The organism is Pseudooceanicola nanhaiensis, from assembly GCF_020171315.1.
In the GTDB taxonomy this organism is placed as follows: Bacteria; Pseudomonadota; Alphaproteobacteria; order Rhodobacterales; family Rhodobacteraceae; genus Pseudooceanicola; species Pseudooceanicola nanhaiensis_A.
In genome coordinates this window covers 25,771-42,803 of record NZ_JAIUZP010000007.1, presented here as the reverse complement: position 1 = coordinate 42,803, position 17,033 = coordinate 25,771, and the positions used below count along the sequence as shown (strand labels likewise).

Here is a 17,033-nt window from a genome sequence, read left to right as displayed (position 1 = left end):
ATGGCCTCCCGGTACGGTGGTCCCGGCCCTCAGGCGGTGCCGGGCGTCCATTCATAGAGGATGTCCATCGGCTCCTCCCCGGTCTTGCGGAACCCCTGCGCGAGGTAGAAGCCATTGGCCGGGCTGTCGCGCAGGGCCATCAGGCGCAGGGGCAGGCCGGCCGCCTTCGCCTCTGCCTTGGCCTGCGCCACGGCGGCGCGGCCCAGCCCCGCCCCCTGAAGCTCCGGGTCGAGGTAGAGGTGATCGAGGTAGAGATGATCCGCCCGTGGGCGCAGCACGAGGAAGCCCGCGATCGCGCCATCGACAAGGATCACCCGTGTCACGGCGGGGTCGAACCCGTCGAGGAAACGGCTGCGGGCGCGCAGGGGATCAAAGCGACCGACCGCCTCGAGCGAAGGGCGCATCGCCCGCACCCGCAGGTCCGCCAGCAGGGGTCCCTCGGCCCCGGTGGCAGGGCGCAGGATCAGCGCGGTCATTCGGCCGGGGTGACGGGCGTCTCGCCGGGCTTGCGCAGGTCGAGGTCCTCTTCCGGCGTGTCCAGCGTCGCCCAGACATCATCCTTGGGCGGATGCGGCGGGGCCACCGCCATTTCCCCCCGGTGCAGGTGCACCTTGGCAATGAACAGCGCCGAGATCGGGGCCGTCACGAACATGAAGCAGGTGATCAGCAGCTCGTGCAGCGAGCCTTCGCCGCGCCAGAACGCCAACACCATGGAGGCCATCAGGATCGCGCCGACGCCCAGCGTCGAGGCCTTGGTGGGCGCATGGAGACGCGGCATCGGGCGGCTCAGCTTCAGCAGGCCGACGGAGCCGACCAGCGTGAAGATGCCGCCGATGACGATCAGCAGGGCCACGAGCCCTTCGAGGAACAGGTCCATGGTCATTCGATGATGTCCCCCCGCAGGGCGAAGCGGCAGTAGGCCACGGTCGAGACGAAGCCCAGCATCGCGATGATCAGCGCCGCCTCGAAGAGCAGCTGCGTGCGGCCCGCGATGCCGATCAGCACGATCAGCGACACCGCGTTGATCGACAGCGTGTCGAGCGCGAGAACGCGGTCGCCCAGCGTGGGTCCCGCGATCAGGCGCAGCATCGTCAGCAGCAGCGACAGGCCGATGCAGCCGAAGGTGAAGAGAAGGGCGAGGTCGATGAGATCGGTCATTCGAAAATCTCCTTCAGGCGGCGTTCGTATCGGCTCTTGATGTGATCGCGCACGGCATCGGGATCGGGGGCGTCGAGGGCATGGACCAGCAGCGCGTGGCCCTCGTCCGAGAGGTCCGCCGAGACGGTGCCCGGCGTCAGCGTGATCGTCCCGGCGAGCATCGAGATCGCCTCGGGCGTCTTCACGTCGAGGGGGACGAGCACCCAGTTCGACTGGATCGAGGCGTTGCTGCGGAACAGCACGATATAGGCCACGTTGCAATTGGCCACGATGATGTCCCAGATCACCATCAGCACGTAGCCGGGCAGCAGATGCGGCTTCTTCATCTGCGGCCGGTCGGGCCAGTAGGGGGCGATGAACCCGGGGATCAGCAGGCCGAGGATCAGGCCGAAGACGACGGTGCCGAGGCTGAGATGGTTCTGCAGCAGGCACCATGCCGCCACCAGCAGCAGGGTCAGAAGCGGATGGGGCAGGATGCGGCGGGCAAGCTGGCGGGGCATCAGTGGCTCTCCTTCTGCGTCTTGGTCGCGGCGTCCTCGGCAGAGACATGGGCGCCCTCGTGGGCATCGTCCTGCCCATGGCTGTCGCCATGATACTCGATCGTCTTGCCCGGGGTCTCCAGCACGGTGGAGATGTAGGGCGCGGGATCGAAGAGCTGCGCCGTGGTGTCCTCGATGTAGCGCATCAAGGGACCGGAGAGGACCGTCATCGCCACGAGCAGCGCGATGAACCCGCCGATGGCCACCATGGGCAGCGCCGGTTCCCGCGCGGGGGGATCATGGGGTTCGTCGGCGCCCTGTTCGTCCTCCGGTTCGTCGACGGTGGCGGCATGGGCCGCATTGACCTCGTGGGATTTCCAGAACACGGTGGAACCGGCCCGGGAGAAGCCCACGACCGCGATCAGCGAGGAGCCGAGGACCGCGGCCCAGACCCACCAGACCAACGGATCGGCGGTGGCGGCCTCAAGGACCATCAGCTTGCCGAGGAAGCCCGAGAGCGGCGGCAGGCCGGTCATGGCGATGGCCGAGACGAAGAAGAGCCCCGCCAGCAGCGCCCCGCCGGGGAAGGTGGGGGCGGCCTCCAGCTTGGGGCCATGGGCGCCGCGGCGGTCGCGCACCAGATCCACGATCAGGAAGAGCGCCGCAGTCGCGAAGGTCGAATGCACCGCGTAGTAGAGCGCGGCGGCGAGGCCCTCGGGGGTGAAGACGGCGACGGAGGCCAGCAACATGCCCATGGAGCCCACGACCGAGAAGGCCACCGCGCGGTCCAGCCGCCGCGTGCCCAGCACGCCGATCATCCCCACCGCCAGCGTCACGAGCGATGCAGGCAGCAGCCATGTGTCGAAGAGGCCCTGTGTGACCGTCAGGTCGGGCGGGAAGACGAGGGTGTAGAACCGGATGATCCCGTAGGCACCGATCTTGGTCATGATGGCAAAGAGCGCCGCGACCGGACCGGGGGCCTCGGCATAGCTCGACGGAAGCCAGAAGTGCAGCGGCAGCACGGCGGCCTTCACGGCGAAGACCAGCAGCAGCAGCACCGAGGCCACCCGCAGGCCCGCCGTATGCTCGATCCCCGGCGTCGCGAGACGCGCGGCCAGGTCGGCCATGTTCAGCGTCCCGGTCTCGGCATAAAGCGTGCCGAGCGCGAAGAGAAACAGCGTCGATCCCAGCAGGTTGTAGAGCATGTACTGCAGGCCCGCGCGATACCTCTCGGTCCCGCCGGAGTGCAGCATCAGGCCATAGGAGGCGATCAGCAGGACCTCGAAGAAGACGAAGAGGTTGAAGGCGTCGCCGGTCAGGAAGGCGCCCATGATCCCCATCATCTGGAACTGGAACAGGGCGTGGAAGTGCCGCCCGCGCGTGTCCCAGCCGGTGCCGATGGCATAGAGCAGGATCAGCGGCGCGATCAGGGCCGAGAGCAGCACCATCAGCGTCGACAGGCGGTCGCCCACCAGCACGATGCCGAACGGCGCCTGCCAGTCGCCGAGTTGATAGAGCAGGATCGTGCCGTCAGAGGTCTGCCAGAAGAGACCGGCGGCAATCGCCAGCCCCACGAGGGAGCCCGCCAGCGAGAAGACCCGCTGCAGCCGCAGGTGGAACCGCGCGGCCAGCACGATGAGTGCGGCCAGAACGCCGGGAATGACGATCGGGGTGATCAACCAATGTGTCACTGAAGCGCCTCCCGGGTTGCGCCGTCACCGGGGCGGGGCGCGTCGGGTTCGTCGAGGCGGGCCGGCTCGGGCTGGCCTTCCTCGCGCAGGTTCACATGGTCGTCGTCGGCGGACAGATAGGCGCCGAGGGCGATCATCACCACCACGGCGGTCATCCCGAAGGAGATCACGATGGCGGTCAGCACCAGCGCCTGCGGCAGCGGATCGGTATAGGTCTCGACCCCGTCCCGCAGGATCGGCGCCTGGTTCACCGCCAGCCGGCCGCTGGCGAAGAGGAAGATGTTCACCGCGTAGGTCAGCAGCGAGGTCCCGATGATCACCGGGAAGGTCCGCAGACGCAGGACAAGGTAAATTCCGGCGGCAGTCAGCACGCCCACGGCGCTGGCGACAAGCAATTCCATATCGTCAGCCCTCCTGTTCTTCGGTCGGCGCATCATCGCGGGACGGGTCGATGTCCATCGCGTGATCGCTGACGATCTCGTTCGAGCGCCGCGCAAGGCGGGCATAGCTTTCCAGCGACAGCATCACGGCGCCGACCACGGCGAGGAAGACGCCCACGTCAAAGCCCATGGCGGTCGCCAGTTCGAATTCCTCCATCGGCGGGATGCGGAAGTAGCCGAAGGCCGAGGTCAGGAACGGCTTGCCGAAGAACCACGCTCCGATGCCGGTCAGACCGGCCACCAGAACGCCCGCCCCGATGATCCCGTGATAGGGATAGCGGATGCGCGCATCCGCCCAGGCAAAGCCGGAGGCCATGTATTGCACCACCACCGCGATCGCGACGATCAGGCCGGCGATGAAACCGCCGCCCGGTTCGTTGTGGCCGCGCAGGAAGATGTAGACCCCGACCATCAGCACCACCGGCAGCATGACGCGGGTCGCCACGACCATCATCAGCGGGTGCGCATCCCCGGCACGGGGCCGGTCAGGCCTGCGGTTCAGCAGCCGGGCCCGGACGGGACCGCCCAGCAGGGCCTCGGTCAGGGCGTAGATGATCAGCGCGGCGATGCCGAGCACGATGATCTCGCCGAAGGTATCGAAGCCCCGGAAGTCCACCAGCGTGACGTTGACGACGTTGGTGCCGCCACCACCCTTGTAGGAATTCTCCAGGTGGTAGTCCGAAATCGACTCGAAGGCGAAGTTCCGGGACATGATCGCATAGGCCAGCCCCGAGGTGCACAGCCCCGCTACCACGCCGATCAGACCGTCCCGCAGCCGCCCACCGGACGAGCTTTCGGCCGGGGTGCGCTTGGGCAGGAAGTTCAGGGCCAGCAGCAGCAGGATGATCGTCACCACCTCGACCGACAGCTGCGTCAGCGCCAGGTCGGGGGCCGAGAGGTAGTTGAAGCCCAGCGAGACGATCACGCCCACCACGCCCATCAGCACGAGCGCCAGCAGCCGGTCGCGGTGCATGAAGCAGAGGAAGCCGGTCGCCAGCACCAGAAGGGTCCAGCCCGCCAGCGGCAGCGGCTCCAGCGGCAGCTGCACGCGGGTGGCGGCGCTGGTCTGCCCGGTGAACCAGGCATGCGCCCCAAGCGCGGACACCGTCAGGGCAAAGATCGCGGCGTACATGGTGAAGGAGCCGTTGTGCAGCCCGCGGGTCACGCGGCCCGAAAGCGCCACGCAGCCCCCGATGATCGCATCGAAGATGGCCTTGGCCTCGGGGCGGGGCAGCGCCTCCCAGATCTTGGACAGCGGGGCATAGGCCAGCAGCAGCAGGATGCCGCCCACCACCGCGATGCCCGACATCTTCAGCGCCGGGGTGACGCCATGCCAGATCGCGAGGTGGACCTCGGGCACCTCGCCCGCGCTGCCCAGCACGGCGGCGGTGACCTGCACCACCAGCGGCTCGGCCAGGAAGGGCGCGAGACCGATCACCACCACCAGCACCACCAGCAGCGCCGGCGGCCCCCAGAGACCGCGGGGCGGATCATGGGGATGGGCGGGATACTCGTCTCGGACCGGGCCGAGGAACACATGGCTGATGTAGCGGAAGGAATAGGCCGCCGAGAACAGCGCCCCCACGGTCGCCGCAACGGGCACCAGCAGGTGGCTGTCGAAGAGCGTCAGATGCGCCGCCGTCTCCAGCATCATCTCCTTCGAGAGGAAGCCGTTCAGCAACGGGATACCGGCCATGGACAGCGCCGCCAGCGTGGCGATGGTGAAGGTCACCGGCATCAGCTTGCGCAGACCGCCAAGCGCCGGGATGTGGCGCGTGTGGGTCTCGTGGTCGATGATGCCCGCCGTCATGAAGAGCGCGGCCTTGAAGGTGGCGTGGTTCAGGATGTGGAAGACCGCCGCCATGGCGGCATAGGGCGTCCCCACCCCGAGCAGCATGGTGATCAGGCCAAGGTGCGACACCGTCGAGAAGGCAAGCAGCGCCTTCAGGTCGTTCTTGAAGATCGCGATCAGCGCGCCCAGAACCATGGTGATCAGACCGGCGGAGGTCACGATCATGAACCAGGCATCGGTCCCGGACAGCACCGGCCAGAGCCGGGCCATCAGGAAGATGCCCGCCTTCACCATGGTGGCCGAATGCAGGTAGGCGGAAACCGGCGTCGGCGCGGCCATGGCGTGCGGCAACCAGAAGTGGAACGGGAACTGCGCCGACTTGGTGAAACAGCCCAGCAGGATCAGCAACAGCGCCGGCAGGTAAAGCTCGGACGACTGGATCGCCTCGCGGTTCTGCAGGATCACCTGAATGTCGTAGCTGCCCGCGATCTGGCCCAGCATCAGCATGCCGCCAACCATGGCAAGGCCGCCCATCCCGGTGACGGTCAGCGCCATCTTGGCGCCCTGCCGGCCTTCGGCGAGATGCTTCCAGAAGCCGATCAGCAGGAAGGACGACAGCGAGGTCATTTCCCAGAAGATCAGCAGAAGCAGGATGTTGTCGCACAGGACGATCCCCACCATCGCGCCCTGGAAGAGCAGCAGGTAGGTGTAGAACTCGCCCATGTTGTCGTCGCGCGACAGGTAGTAGCGGGCATAGACGATGACCAGCATCCCGATCCCGAGGATCAGCATGGCAAAGAACAGCCCCAGCCCGTCGAGGAAGAGGTTCAGGTTCAGCCCGAACTCCGGCAGCCAGTTGATCTGGGCGGTGATCACCTCGCCGGACATGACGGCGGGCACATGGACCATCAGGCCGACGAAAGCGGCCAGGGACACGAACAATGCCGTCAGACCGCAGGCCCGGCGGCCCGCTTCGATCATCAGCCCGGGTAACAGGGCCCCAAGGAATGGCAGGGCGACGATCAAGAATAACGACATGGGTCTCCTCGTTGGGACTGGCGGCCCTTTCGGGCACAAGCTTTTAAATAAGCTCCAAATTTCCGCGAGTAGGACAACCCAAATCGTACCGCCATAACGCGGATTTTATGACCCGTTTGTGAACACAGCGCGAGCCGCCCCTCCCCCCTGTTTTGGGGCAGGCTGTGAATAGGATCAAGTGTCACACTGACGCGAGGTCAGCTTTCCGCCTCTGGGGGCTCAGCCCCGCAGCCGCCGCAGCAGGCTGTCGGCCCCCAGCACGGCGTTGACCCCGACGGGCCAGAATTTCTGGAACGGGATCGGGCGGATCGCCGTGACCGGGAAGGGCAGCGCGCCGGGCGTGCCGCGCAGATGCTCTGCCAGCCGCGGGCCGAGTGCCGTGGTCAGCGCCACGCCGCGCCCGTTGAACCCGACGGCGACGAGGCCGCTGTCCTCCAGCGCATGCAGGTGCGGGTAGTGGTCCGCCGTGATCGCCACGCGGCCGTTCCAGCCGTAGCACCAGCCGACGGCGGCAAGGCCGGGCCATGTCCGCTCGGCCAGCTGGCGCAGGACGGCGACGGAGGGCAGGCCGTCGGCCTCTTCCATCTGGCCGCGTCCCCCGAAGATGAGCCGCCCGGCGGCATCGACCCGGTAGTAGATCGTCACCGTCCCGGTCTCATAGAGGACGCCGCCGCCTGCGAGGATCTGGCCCCGCAGCGCCTCGGGCAGCGGATTGCTGGCCGCGATGGCGCTGAAGACCGGGATCAGGCTCTGCGCAAGCTTCGGCACAAGCGGGCCGGAATAGCCGTTGGTGGCGATCAGCAACTGCCCGGCCGTGACGCTGCCGCCCGGGGTGGCCACGGTCCAGCCCGCGCCTTCGCGGGCATAGCGTGTCACCGGGCTGTCGCAGCAGATCACCGCGCCTGCCGCCTGCGCCGCCCGGGCAAGGCCGCGGGTGTATTTCAGCGGGTTCACCTGTGCCCCGACCGGGTCCAGCATCGCGCCGTGATAGCGGGTGCAGCCCGTCGCGGCCTCCATCGCCGCGGCATCCTCGAAACGGGCCGGGATGCCGTGCCGGATCAACGCTTCGGTCAGGGCCTCCACGTCGCGCAGCCCGGCCTCGCTGACCGCTGCGCGATAGGTGCCGCCCTGCCGGAACTCGGCGTCGATCCCCAGCCGGTCGATCAGGGCCGCCAGCGTCGTGGGCGCACCATAGGCCCAGGTCAGCGTCTCCTGCCCGAAATCGCGGAGCACCTCGTCGGGATGGGTCTTGAGGCCCGGGTTGGCGTGGCCGCCGTTGCGCCCGGACGCCCCCCAGCCGGGCTCGTTCGCCTCCAGCACGATGACGGAGGTCCCGGCCTCGGCCAGAGCCAGCGCCGTGGAGAGGCCGAGGATCCCCGCGCCGACGATGGCCACATCGGCCTCCGCCCGCCCGGTCAGGGCAGTGCGGGCCCAGGGGCCGTCCTCTTCGGCATAGAGGGATCGGGGCAGCGTCTGCGCCGCGCGGGTTTCGACCGTGTCTGTCAGGATCATCGGGGCACTCCAGTGGACTGCCCCGGTGTTAGGCCCGTCCTGCGCGCAGGTCTATCGCGCGGCGCCTTCCGACGTCACGGCGCATCCTGCGCTGCCACTGCTTTCAGCAGCTTAGCCGGCGGCGACAGCGCCGGGGGCGGTCTCGTTCTGGGAATAGGCCATGAGGAGCGGCAGGGTCCGGGGGTGCGCACCGATGGCATCGGCCAGCGAATACTTGTCCAGCGCCTTGTAGAAGGCGGCCTTGGCCTCGGCCAGCGCCCGCACCAGCCCGCAAGAGCCGTTCAGGATGCACGAGGCGCAATCCACCAGCGGCGTGTCGCCTTCCATGAAGCGGGCCACGGCCCCGGCGTGGATCTCCTCGGCCGGTTTGGCCAGCTGCACGCCGCCCGACCGGCCGCGCGTGCTGCGCACGAAGCCGCCTTCGACCAGCTGCTGCATGACCTTCATCAGGTTGCTTTGCGACAGCTCATGCGCCCGCGCAATTTCGGCGATGGGGACAAGACGCCCCTGGTGGGCGGCCAGGTAGAGGCACGCCCGCAATGCGTAGTCGGTAAATTTCGAAAGTCTCACAGGCCCACCCAAAGGAATTCTAAAAGTTGAATTTTAGACTGACCAAATGTGAATTTCGGAGCAACAAAGATTCCATTTACATGAAAGCATTTGCGGGTTTGCCCCTCCTCAAAAGGGGCAAACCCTGTGCGCAATCACGCAAAAGTTGCGGCAACTGTTTCCGACATGGGCGTCGTGGGGCGGCCGATGAGGGCGCTCAGCGTCTTGCTGTCATCGAAGAGCGCGGCGCTGTCACCGGCGCGGGCATCACTGTCGGCAAAGATCTGGGCCACCGGCTCGGGCAGGCCGATCTGGGTCAGCGCGGCGGCATAGTCGGCCTGGCTCAGCACCTGATAGGGCACGGTCTTGCCGACGACTTTCGAGACCTCTTCGGCCATCTCGCCGATGGTGTAGGCCTCGTCACCCGCCAGTTCATAAGTCTTGCCTGCGTGGCCTTCGGTGGTGGCGACGACGGCAATCGCCTCGGCGTAGTCCTTACGCGCGGCGCTGGCGATCTTGCCATCACCGGAGGCACCGATGATCGCGCCATGTTCGACCGAGGCGGGCAGCGCCCCGGTGTAGTTCTCGGTGTACCAGCCGTTGCGCAGGATCGTGGCGGGGATGCCGCTCTCCGCGATGGCGGTCTCGGTTGTCTTGTGATCGCCGGCAAGGATCATCGGGTTGTCGAAGCCCTTGAGGATGCTGGTGTAGATCAGGTGCTTGACGCCCGCGGCCTTGGCGGCGGCGATGACATTCTTGTGCTGGCCGGCGCGGTCGTTGAAGTCGCTCGACGAGATCAGCACCAGCGTGTCGATGCCCTTCACGGCTTCGGCCAGCTGGTCGGTGTCGTGGTAATCGGCGGCGCGGGCGGAAACGCCGAGGTCGGCGGCCTTGGCGGGATCACGGACGAGCGCGACGATCTGTTCGGCGGCCACGCGGTCTTTCAGCGCGGCAATGGCGAGGCGGCCCAGTTGGCCGGTAGCTCCGGTGATGGCGATGGTCATGGGGGTCTCCGTTTCTCTTTACGGGATGGATGTTGACGGGGCGAACCTAACCACCTACTTACGAAACGGAAGTACCTACAAAAATGTTAGTGTGAAAAATGTCAGAGAGCACGACCCTCGGCTGGCAGGACAGCCGCTTCGCACCGGACGTGATGGCGGCGGATTGCCCCTCGCGCCGGATCCTGACCCATATCACCAGCCGCTGGGGCGGGCTGATCCTGATCGCCCTGCGCGGCGAGGTTCTGCGCTTCAGCGAGATGCGGCGCCGGATCGCGGGCATCAGCGAACGGATGCTGGCGCAGACCCTGCAAACGCTGGAGGCCGACGGCTTCGTACTGCGCAAGGCCTATGACGTGGTGCCGCCGCATGTGGAATACAGCCTCACCCCGCTGGGGGAGGAAGCCGCCGAGAAGATCAGCGAGCTTTCACAGTGGATCGAGACCAACCTGCACCGGATCCCCGGCGCGGCGGGCTGAGGCTCAGACCTGCGCCAGCAGGGCGCGCGTGGCCTTGGCGATATGCCGCAGCACCGCCTCGGGTCCCTCGGCCTTGGTGAGCGCGGCCATCGGCACCTCCAGCCCCAAGGGGATCTCGGACGGCAGGGCACGGAGGAAGGCCAGCAGGTCGATCTCACCGGTGCCGGGCGCCAGCCGTTCGGCGCGGGCAGTGAAGAGCAGCTCCTCGGTCGTATAGCTGCCCTGCACCATCGCATCGCAGAGATGGGCAAAGGGCATCCGCTCGGCCGGGATCGCCTTCAGCAGCGCGAGGTCGGAGCGGGAGCGGTCCATGTGCAGGCTGTCGGCCAGCAGTCCCACCTGCGGCCCGGCTTTTTGCACCACCTGCCAGCAGGTCGCCAGATCGGGGACCACCGTCCATGGGAAGAACTCCAGCACCGGGCGAATGCCACGCGGCGCGGCCAGCTCGGCAATCGCGGCGAGACGATCCGCGAGGCGGTCGAGGTCGTCATCATAGGGCGCGGTGATCAGCGTCTGCGCGCCCAGCGCGGCGCCTGCGTCCAGAAGCGGCTCCAGCGTGGCGACATCCGTCTCGGGGGTGATCTTCAGGAACTCGATATCCGGCACCTTCAGCCCGGTCGCCGCCAGCGCCGCCTGCGTCTGTTTCAGCAGGGCCGGGTCGTCCATCAGCGGATAACCGGGGCTGTCCTCGGTCACCTTGATCAGGCGCAGGCCCACCCCGTCGAAGCCCGCCTCGGCGGCGGCCTCGATGAACTGCGGCGGGGGCAGGTCGATGGCGGTCAGATGGGCGACGGTCAGCGCTCTCGTCATCTCAGGTCTCTTTCTGGGCGGCATCGCGCCCGGCGATATAGCCGAAGGTCAGGGCGGGGCCGATGGCGATGCCCCCCGCCGGATAGAAGCCGCCAAAGACGCTGGCCGCATCGGTCCCGGCGGCGTACAGCCCGGGCACCGGCGTGCCATCGGCCTGCAAGACGCGGGCCTTCGCATCGGTCGAAATCCCCGAGAAAGTGCCGAAGCTGCCGGGCACGACCTCGACCGCGTGGAACGGCGGCTTGAGGATCGGCGCGACATTGGGGTTCGGCGCCTGATCCGGGTCGCCCTGCAGCCGCATGTAGGCCGTGGTGCCCCGGTGGAAGGCCGGATCCTCGCCCTTCACCGCGCCCGCGTTCCAGTCGGAAATAGTCTCTAACAGGCCTTTCGGGTCTATTCCGCACTGCGCTGCCAGCCCCTCGATCGTGGTGTCGGTCTTAAGGTAGCCGCGGCCAACCCACTGGCGCCACGGCGCCGGCTGGGGCCGCACGACGCCAAGGCCGAAGCGCCGCAGGAAGCGGTGATCGCAGACCATCCACGACCGCGCGGGCGTGCCCTCCGGCACCGCCTTCAGCAGGGCCTCGACATAGTCGTGGTAGCCCAGACCTTCGTTGCAGAACCGCTTGCCATCGGCCAGCACGCCGATGACCCCCGGCTTGCCCCGGTCGATGATATGCGGGAACTGCGCCACGCGCCCGTCAGGCCAGCGCACGGTCGAGACCGGGCAGAAGGCCGCGGGGCGCGCCTGATCGGTGCGCACGACACCGCCCGCGCCCTCGGCCAGCCGCAGCCCGTCGCCGGTGGCCGTCTCCACCGCCAGCGTGCGGTGTTCGTCATTCCGCGGCATCAGGCCCGCGCGGCGCCCCATGTCCTGCGGGAAGCCGCCACAGGCCAGCACCACGCCCCGGGTCGCGCGCAATTCGGTCCCGTCGGGCAAGAGGACACCAGTCACGCGGCCCTCCTCCACCAGCAACTCCCGCACGGCGACGCCGGTTCGGATCTCGACATCCTTGTCCAGCGCCGAGCGCACAAGACGCCCGATCAGCGCCGTGCCGTTGCGCAGGTCCATCCCCCGCCGATGAAAGGCGAGGTCCCTCATGTGGCGCAGCACCCGCTTCGTCGCATGGACGAAGGCCGGGAAAGAGCGCGTCATCGTCATGAAGGCGCGCAGGTCCGGCCCGGCCTGAATGGTCATGCCGTGGAAGGTCGTCTCCCGCACCGGTTCGCGCAGCAGCGAGACCGCCTTGCCCAGCCCGCGCGCATCATAGGGCGCCGCGATGACAGAGCGCCCGCCCATGCCCGCACCGGGCTGGTGGCTGTAGGTATCGGGGATCTTCAGCCCGCCTTCCCAGGCGACGGCAGTGTTCTCTTCGAGGAAGCCGACCATCTCGGGCGCGGCCTTCAGGAAGGCCTCCACCCGCTCGGGCTCGTAATGATTGCCAAGGACCGCCTTCAGGTACTCGCGCGGAGCCTCTTCCGGCTCATTGATCCCGGCGCGGACGGCCACGGGATTGCGCGGCGCGAAGATCCAGCCACCGGACCAGGCGGTGGTGCCGCCCAGCACATCGGCCTTTTCCAGCAGGACCACGCGGGCCCCCAAATGGGCCGCCGTCACCGCGGCGCAGAGCCCCGCAGCGCCCGAGCCCAGCACGACGATATCGGTTTCCGATTTCATCCCGCACACACCTCCCGACCTTGTACACCGGATATGTCTTGCCATCCGGCCTTAACGTCAATTATCAAATTCGCCAGCGTCGTAACACGGCGTTAAGATGGGAGGAGGAGACCCCATGCGAGAGATCACGCTTCGGCAGATCGAGGTGATCCGCGCGGTGATGCTGCGCGGGACGATCAGCGGTGCGGCAGAGCACCTTGGCGTTTCGGCGCCCGGAATCAGCCGTTTGATCAAGCATACAGAGGAATCGCTGGGCCTGCGCCTCTTTGAACGCCGCGCCGGGCTTTTCGTACCGGCGGTGGAGGCCGGGGCCGTCTTCGACCAGATCCGCGAGGTCTACAACGGGGTCGAGAACCTGCAGATGGCGCTCGACTCGCTGCACAAGGGCCACGACGTGCGGCTGTCCTTTGCCTCTGCCCCCTCGGTGGCGCAGTTCATCGCGGCGCGGGCGATCCGCTCGCTGCGCGGGCGCTACCCCGACCTCTTCATCGACCTGAACATCCTCAAGATCGAGGAGACGATCGACTACCTGCTGCTGGAGCGGGGGGAGTTCGTGATCATGTCCTCCCCCGTCCGCAACCCGGGCATCGAGAATGAGGAGATCGCCGTCGGCCGTCTTGTGGCGATCCTGCCCGAGGATCATCCTCTCTGCGCACAGGAGGTGGTCTCGCTCCACGATCTGGCGCAGGAGCCCCTGATCGGCGTGGACCCCTCCGACCCTTATGGTGCCTTCGTGGCGAAACCCTTCCGCGAGGCCGGCATCGAGATGACGCAGAGCGTCCGGGGCCGATTCGCCCAGACGGTCGTCAGCCTCGTGCGCCACGGGCTCGGCGTGGCGGTGATCGACGAGTTCTCGGTCGCGGAGGTCTATATGCCCGGCATCGCACGGCGCCCCCTGAAGGAAGAGGGCTCGATCTCGATCTACGTGGTGCGCAAGAAGGGCCGCGTGCTGTCCAACTTCGCGGAATACGCCATAAAACAGTTCCGCAAGGAGCTGGCCGAGGCCGCGCAGCACTGGCAGGTGCCCGCCACACGGCGCCGTGAATGATTAACATCATGTTCATGATTGCGCAGACAGGATATTTGACGTTATGGAGCGACAGAGGCAAATTGTCTCAACGGCGGTGAAATGCGCAACAATCGTGCGCTTGGTCAGCCGCCGGAGGAGCTTTTGGGAGGAAACCATGAAGCACTTTATCGTAGGCGCCGTGTCGGCGCTGGTTCTGGGCGCAACCTCTGCGGCCGCTGCTGACTACCCGACGAAAGAGATCCAGGGCATCATCCAGTGGGGGGCCGGTGGCTCCACCGACACGGTGATGCGCTCGGTCACGCCCCATGCCGAGGACGTCCTCGGCGGCACCGTCGTCCTTCAGAACATGACCGGGGCCGTGGGCGCCATCGCGCTGAACCACGTCGCCGGCGCCAAGGCCGATGGCTACACCCTGCTGATGGGTGCGGAAAACCCGCTGCTCTACAAGGTGATGGGCCTGGGCGACAAGGACTACAGCGAGTTCACCCCGATCAACCTGCTGGCGCGCGGCACGGCCGTTCTGGTCGCCAACGTCGATGCCCCCTTCGACGATTACGCGGGCATGATGAAGTACATCGCGGAAAACCCCGGTGAGCTGCGCCTCGGCGCGACCGGCCCCGGCGGCCTGCCCTCCGTCATCACCGCGATGATGGAAAGCGTCGAAGGCGACCTCGACGTGATCTCGGTGCCCTACGACGGCGACGGCCCCGCGCTGACCGCACTTCAGGGTGGCGCCATCGACGTGATGCCTGCCGTTCTCGGCGCGGCCATCGAATCGATCCGCGGCGGCAAGATGAAGCCGCTGGCGATCATGGACGTGGAAGCCTCGGACAAGCTGCCCGACGTGAAGCCGGTGACGGAATTCAACGACGGCTACTCCAGCCTGCTGCCCTGGGGCCCCTTCTTTGGCGTCTTCGTCAAGAACGGCACCCCCGATGACGTGGTGGCCAAGCTGACCGAGGCCTATGCCGCCGGTGCAGAGAACGCCGACTTCATCAGCCTGATGGACGGCCGCGGCTACACCATCATGAACATCTCGGGCGCCGAGGCGCAGGACTTCCTCACCACCTGGCAGCAGAACACCGCGTGGCTGCTTCAGGACGCGGGCCTCACCAAGGCCTCGCCCGAGAAGTTCGGCATCGCCAAGCCCGGCGAATGATCCGCTGAAGCGGGCCAGACGAAACATCTGATTTCGTACTTCGGCGCCGCCCGTCTTCTCCGATGGGCGGCGCTTCTCGTTGGACCAGGTCGCAGCGGCCCCCGCCGCCACGGGCGACACTGAGGAGGACAGAATGGATCCCGACTACCGCGGCGACGCCGATCATCACGACGGCACGTCCGACGCCACCCCCGGCGGCTACACCAAGGAACGCCGCCCCGGCGAACTGGGCTTTGCCGTCATCATGGCTCTGGCCAGCCTCTACCTGCTGTGGAGCGCCTATGGCATCTCGGGCTTCGACGCCCTCTCGGCCCCCGGCGCCGTGCCGATGGCAACCACCGCGGCCATGGCGATCTCGGCCCTCGTCATCCTCGTGAAGACCGCGCGCCGGCCCAAGGTCACGACCGAGACCCTCTCCCGCGACATCCTGCCGGTGAAGGTGATCGTCTTCGTCGTCTTCCTTGCCGCCTTCGGCGCACTGCTGATCCCGCTTGGCTTCCTACCCACGGCGGCGCTCTTCCTGATCGCCTCGGTCAAGCTGCTCTCCGACCGGGGCTGGGGCTTTGCCATCGGCGTCTCGCTCTTCACCCTGCTGATCATCTGGATCGTCTTCCGCATCGTCTTCTCCGTGCTCATGCCCGCAGGCATCGTGCCCGAGGCGGAAATCCTCCAGTTCTTCCGTAACCTCACCTCCGGAGGGGCCGCCTGATGGATATGTTCCTCGCCTTCCTGACCGTCATCACCCAGCCGCAACTGCTGCTTCTGGTGGGTCTCGGCACCTTTGCCGGTGTCTATATCGGCGCGATCCCCGGTCTCTCCGTCACCATGGCGGTGTCGATCCTGATCTCCTTCACCTTCTCGTGGGAGGTCTACCCGGCGCTTGCGCTGATGGTCGGCATCTACATGGGCGGCGTCTACGGCGGCTCGCGGACCGCGATCCTGCTGAACATCCCTGGCGCGCCCTCGGCCATCGCCACGGCGATGGACGGCTATCCCATGGCCCAGCGGGGAGAGGCGGGCACCGCCATCGGCGTCAGCACCGTCATGTCCTTCATTGGCGGCTTCGTCGGCATCGCCGTCCTCGCCCTTGCCGCGCCCTTCGTCTCGGACTTCGCGCTGAAGTTCCAGCCGCGCGACTACATGCTGCTGGCGATCCTCGGCATCCTGCTGGTGGGCTCGCTCTCCTCCGGTTCGCTGGTCAAGGGCATCTTTGCCGGCGCCCTCGGCATCGCCATCGGCGCCGTGGGCCGCGACCCGCTGACCTTCACCGAACGCTTCACCTTTGACCTGCAGATCATGGAAGGCGGGATTTCCTTCATCGCCGTTATGATCGGGATGTTCGGCGTCTCCGAGGCGCTGCTGCAACTGCACCACGTCGACAAGACCGCCGTGAAGCAGAAGATCAGCCGTATCGTGCCCTCGCTCGGCACCGTGAAGAAACACCTGCCGCTCTCGATGCAGACCTCGACCATCGGGGTGATCATCGGCGCCCTGCCCGGCACCGGCGGCGACATCGCGGCGCTGATGGCCTACGACCATGCCAAGCGCGTCACCAAGAACCCCTCGCGGCCCTTCGGTGACGGTGCGATCGAGGGCCTCGTCGCCCCCGAGACCGCCAACAACGCCGCCGTGGGCGGGGCCTTCATCCCGATGATGACCCTCGGCATCCCCGGCGACGCGGTGACCGCGATCATGATCGGCGCGCTCTTCATCCACGGGCTGAACCCCGGCCCCATGCTGATGGTCGACAACCCGAACATGTTCTGGTTCATCGTCGGCGCGCTGGTGATGGCGAACTTCTTCATCCTGCTCTTCGGCCTGACCGGCATCAAGATCTTCACCAAGATCGTCGAGATGCCCCGCTCGGTGCTGATCCCGCTGATCCTGCTGCTCTCCATCGTGGGCGCCTTCGCCGTGAACAACTCGGTCACGGATGTCTACTGGATGCTCGGCTTCGGCGTCTTCGGCTACTTCATGCGGCACTACGGCTACCCGCTGGGTCCGGTGATCCTCGGCGTGATCCTGTCGCGCCTGCTGGACGACAACTGGCGCCGCGCGATCATCTCGGAGCGCGAGGACCTCGGCCGCTTCTTCTCCGGCATCTTCAGCAGCCCGCTCTCGACGGTTCTGCTGCTCGCCGTGATCTTCATCTTCGTCTCGCAAACGCCGCTCTGGCGGGTTGCCAAAACGCGGCTCTTCGGCCGCACCGGGAGTAACTGA

Annotated in this window: 17 protein-coding genes; 5 read left to right on the top strand and 12 right to left on the bottom strand. The window is 67.0% G+C overall.

Going from position 1 to position 17,033, the window contains the following annotated elements:
- Nucleotides 1-29 precede the first annotated feature (29 nt).
- The 10 genes from LCM32_RS12610 to LCM32_RS12565 all read right to left on the bottom strand — a co-directional run bounded on the left by LCM32_RS12610 (nucleotide 30) and on the right by LCM32_RS12565 (nucleotide 9,663).
- Entirely contained in the window at nucleotides 30-476 is a 447-nt protein-coding gene (locus LCM32_RS12610; protein WP_224821434.1) for a GNAT family N-acetyltransferase, read from the bottom strand.
- Nucleotides 473-883 carry a Na+/H+ antiporter subunit G gene (locus LCM32_RS12605; RefSeq protein WP_224821433.1) on the bottom strand — a complete coding sequence of 137 codons (411 nt, stop codon included), beginning with the start codon at nucleotides 881-883 and terminating at the stop codon, nucleotides 473-475. The genes LCM32_RS12610 and LCM32_RS12605 overlap by 4 nt, the downstream gene beginning before the upstream one ends.
- Complete coding sequence (locus LCM32_RS12600; protein WP_224821432.1) at nucleotides 880-1,158, bottom strand: K+/H+ antiporter subunit F; 279 nt, start codon at nucleotides 1,156-1,158, stop codon at nucleotides 880-882. Before LCM32_RS12600 ends, LCM32_RS12605 begins: the two co-directional genes overlap by 4 nt.
- Nucleotides 1,155-1,658 (bottom strand): Na+/H+ antiporter subunit E, encoded by a 504-nt coding sequence (locus tag LCM32_RS12595; RefSeq protein WP_224821431.1) that lies wholly within the window; start codon nucleotides 1,656-1,658, stop codon nucleotides 1,155-1,157. Before LCM32_RS12595 ends, LCM32_RS12600 begins: the two co-directional genes overlap by 4 nt.
- Nucleotides 1,658-3,328: a monovalent cation/H+ antiporter subunit D gene (locus LCM32_RS12590; RefSeq protein WP_224821430.1), complete on the bottom strand. Its 1,671-nt coding sequence runs from the start codon at nucleotides 3,326-3,328 to the stop codon at nucleotides 1,658-1,660. Before LCM32_RS12590 ends, LCM32_RS12595 begins: the two co-directional genes overlap by 1 nt.
- Entirely contained in the window at nucleotides 3,325-3,729 is a 405-nt protein-coding gene (locus tag LCM32_RS12585) for a Na+/H+ antiporter subunit C (protein ID WP_224821429.1), read from the bottom strand. Before LCM32_RS12585 ends, LCM32_RS12590 begins: the two co-directional genes overlap by 4 nt.
- A 4-nt stretch (nucleotides 3,730-3,733) precedes the next feature.
- Nucleotides 3,734-6,598 carry a monovalent cation/H+ antiporter subunit A gene (locus LCM32_RS12580; RefSeq protein ID WP_224821428.1) on the bottom strand — a complete coding sequence of 955 codons (2,865 nt, stop codon included), beginning with the start codon at nucleotides 6,596-6,598 and terminating at the stop codon, nucleotides 3,734-3,736.
- Between the two features lie 219 nt (nucleotides 6,599-6,817).
- Nucleotides 6,818-8,110 carry an NAD(P)/FAD-dependent oxidoreductase gene (locus tag LCM32_RS12575; RefSeq protein WP_224821427.1) on the bottom strand — a complete coding sequence of 431 codons (1,293 nt, stop codon included), beginning with the start codon at nucleotides 8,108-8,110 and terminating at the stop codon, nucleotides 6,818-6,820.
- A gap of 111 nt (nucleotides 8,111-8,221) precedes the next feature.
- On the bottom strand, nucleotides 8,222-8,680 hold the full coding sequence (locus tag LCM32_RS12570) for an RrF2 family transcriptional regulator (RefSeq protein ID WP_224821426.1): 459 nt from the start codon (nucleotides 8,678-8,680) through the stop codon (nucleotides 8,222-8,224).
- Nucleotides 8,681-8,814: 134 nt separating this feature from the next.
- Nucleotides 8,815-9,663: an SDR family oxidoreductase gene (locus LCM32_RS12565; RefSeq protein WP_224821425.1), complete on the bottom strand. Its 849-nt coding sequence runs from the start codon at nucleotides 9,661-9,663 to the stop codon at nucleotides 8,815-8,817.
- Nucleotides 9,664-9,761: 98 nt separating this feature from the next.
- Here LCM32_RS12565 and LCM32_RS12560 point away from each other — a divergent pair, with 98 nt between their 5' ends.
- Nucleotides 9,762-10,139, top strand: coding sequence for a winged helix-turn-helix transcriptional regulator (locus tag LCM32_RS12560; RefSeq protein ID WP_224821424.1), 378 nt, complete (start codon nucleotides 9,762-9,764; stop codon nucleotides 10,137-10,139).
- A gap of 3 nt (nucleotides 10,140-10,142) precedes the next feature.
- Here the strand turns inward: LCM32_RS12560 and LCM32_RS12555 are convergent, their stop codons facing one another.
- Together LCM32_RS12555 and LCM32_RS12550 are read right to left on the bottom strand one after the other, a co-directional pair.
- Nucleotides 10,143-10,949: a sugar phosphate isomerase/epimerase family protein gene (locus LCM32_RS12555; protein WP_224821423.1), complete on the bottom strand. Its 807-nt coding sequence runs from the start codon at nucleotides 10,947-10,949 to the stop codon at nucleotides 10,143-10,145.
- Nucleotide 10,950: 1 nt separating this feature from the next.
- Complete coding sequence (locus tag LCM32_RS12550; RefSeq protein WP_224821422.1) at nucleotides 10,951-12,624, bottom strand: FAD-dependent oxidoreductase; 1,674 nt, start codon at nucleotides 12,622-12,624, stop codon at nucleotides 10,951-10,953.
- A gap of 115 nt (nucleotides 12,625-12,739) precedes the next feature.
- Between LCM32_RS12550 and LCM32_RS12545 the strand changes: the two genes are divergently transcribed.
- The 4 genes from LCM32_RS12545 to LCM32_RS12530 all read left to right on the top strand — a co-directional run bounded on the left by LCM32_RS12545 (nucleotide 12,740) and on the right by LCM32_RS12530 (nucleotide 17,033).
- Nucleotides 12,740-13,672 (top strand): LysR family transcriptional regulator, encoded by a 933-nt coding sequence (locus tag LCM32_RS12545; RefSeq protein WP_224821421.1) that lies wholly within the window; start codon nucleotides 12,740-12,742, stop codon nucleotides 13,670-13,672.
- A 136-nt stretch (nucleotides 13,673-13,808) separates the two neighbouring features.
- Nucleotides 13,809-14,813 carry a Bug family tripartite tricarboxylate transporter substrate binding protein gene (locus LCM32_RS12540; protein WP_224821420.1) on the top strand — a complete coding sequence of 335 codons (1,005 nt, stop codon included), beginning with the start codon at nucleotides 13,809-13,811 and terminating at the stop codon, nucleotides 14,811-14,813.
- 133 nt (nucleotides 14,814-14,946) lie between these two features.
- Nucleotides 14,947-15,522: a tripartite tricarboxylate transporter TctB family protein gene (locus LCM32_RS12535; RefSeq protein WP_224821419.1), complete on the top strand. Its 576-nt coding sequence runs from the start codon at nucleotides 14,947-14,949 to the stop codon at nucleotides 15,520-15,522.
- Complete coding sequence (locus LCM32_RS12530; RefSeq protein WP_224821418.1) at nucleotides 15,522-17,033, top strand: tripartite tricarboxylate transporter permease; 1,512 nt, start codon at nucleotides 15,522-15,524, stop codon at nucleotides 17,031-17,033. The genes LCM32_RS12535 and LCM32_RS12530 overlap by 1 nt, the downstream gene beginning before the upstream one ends.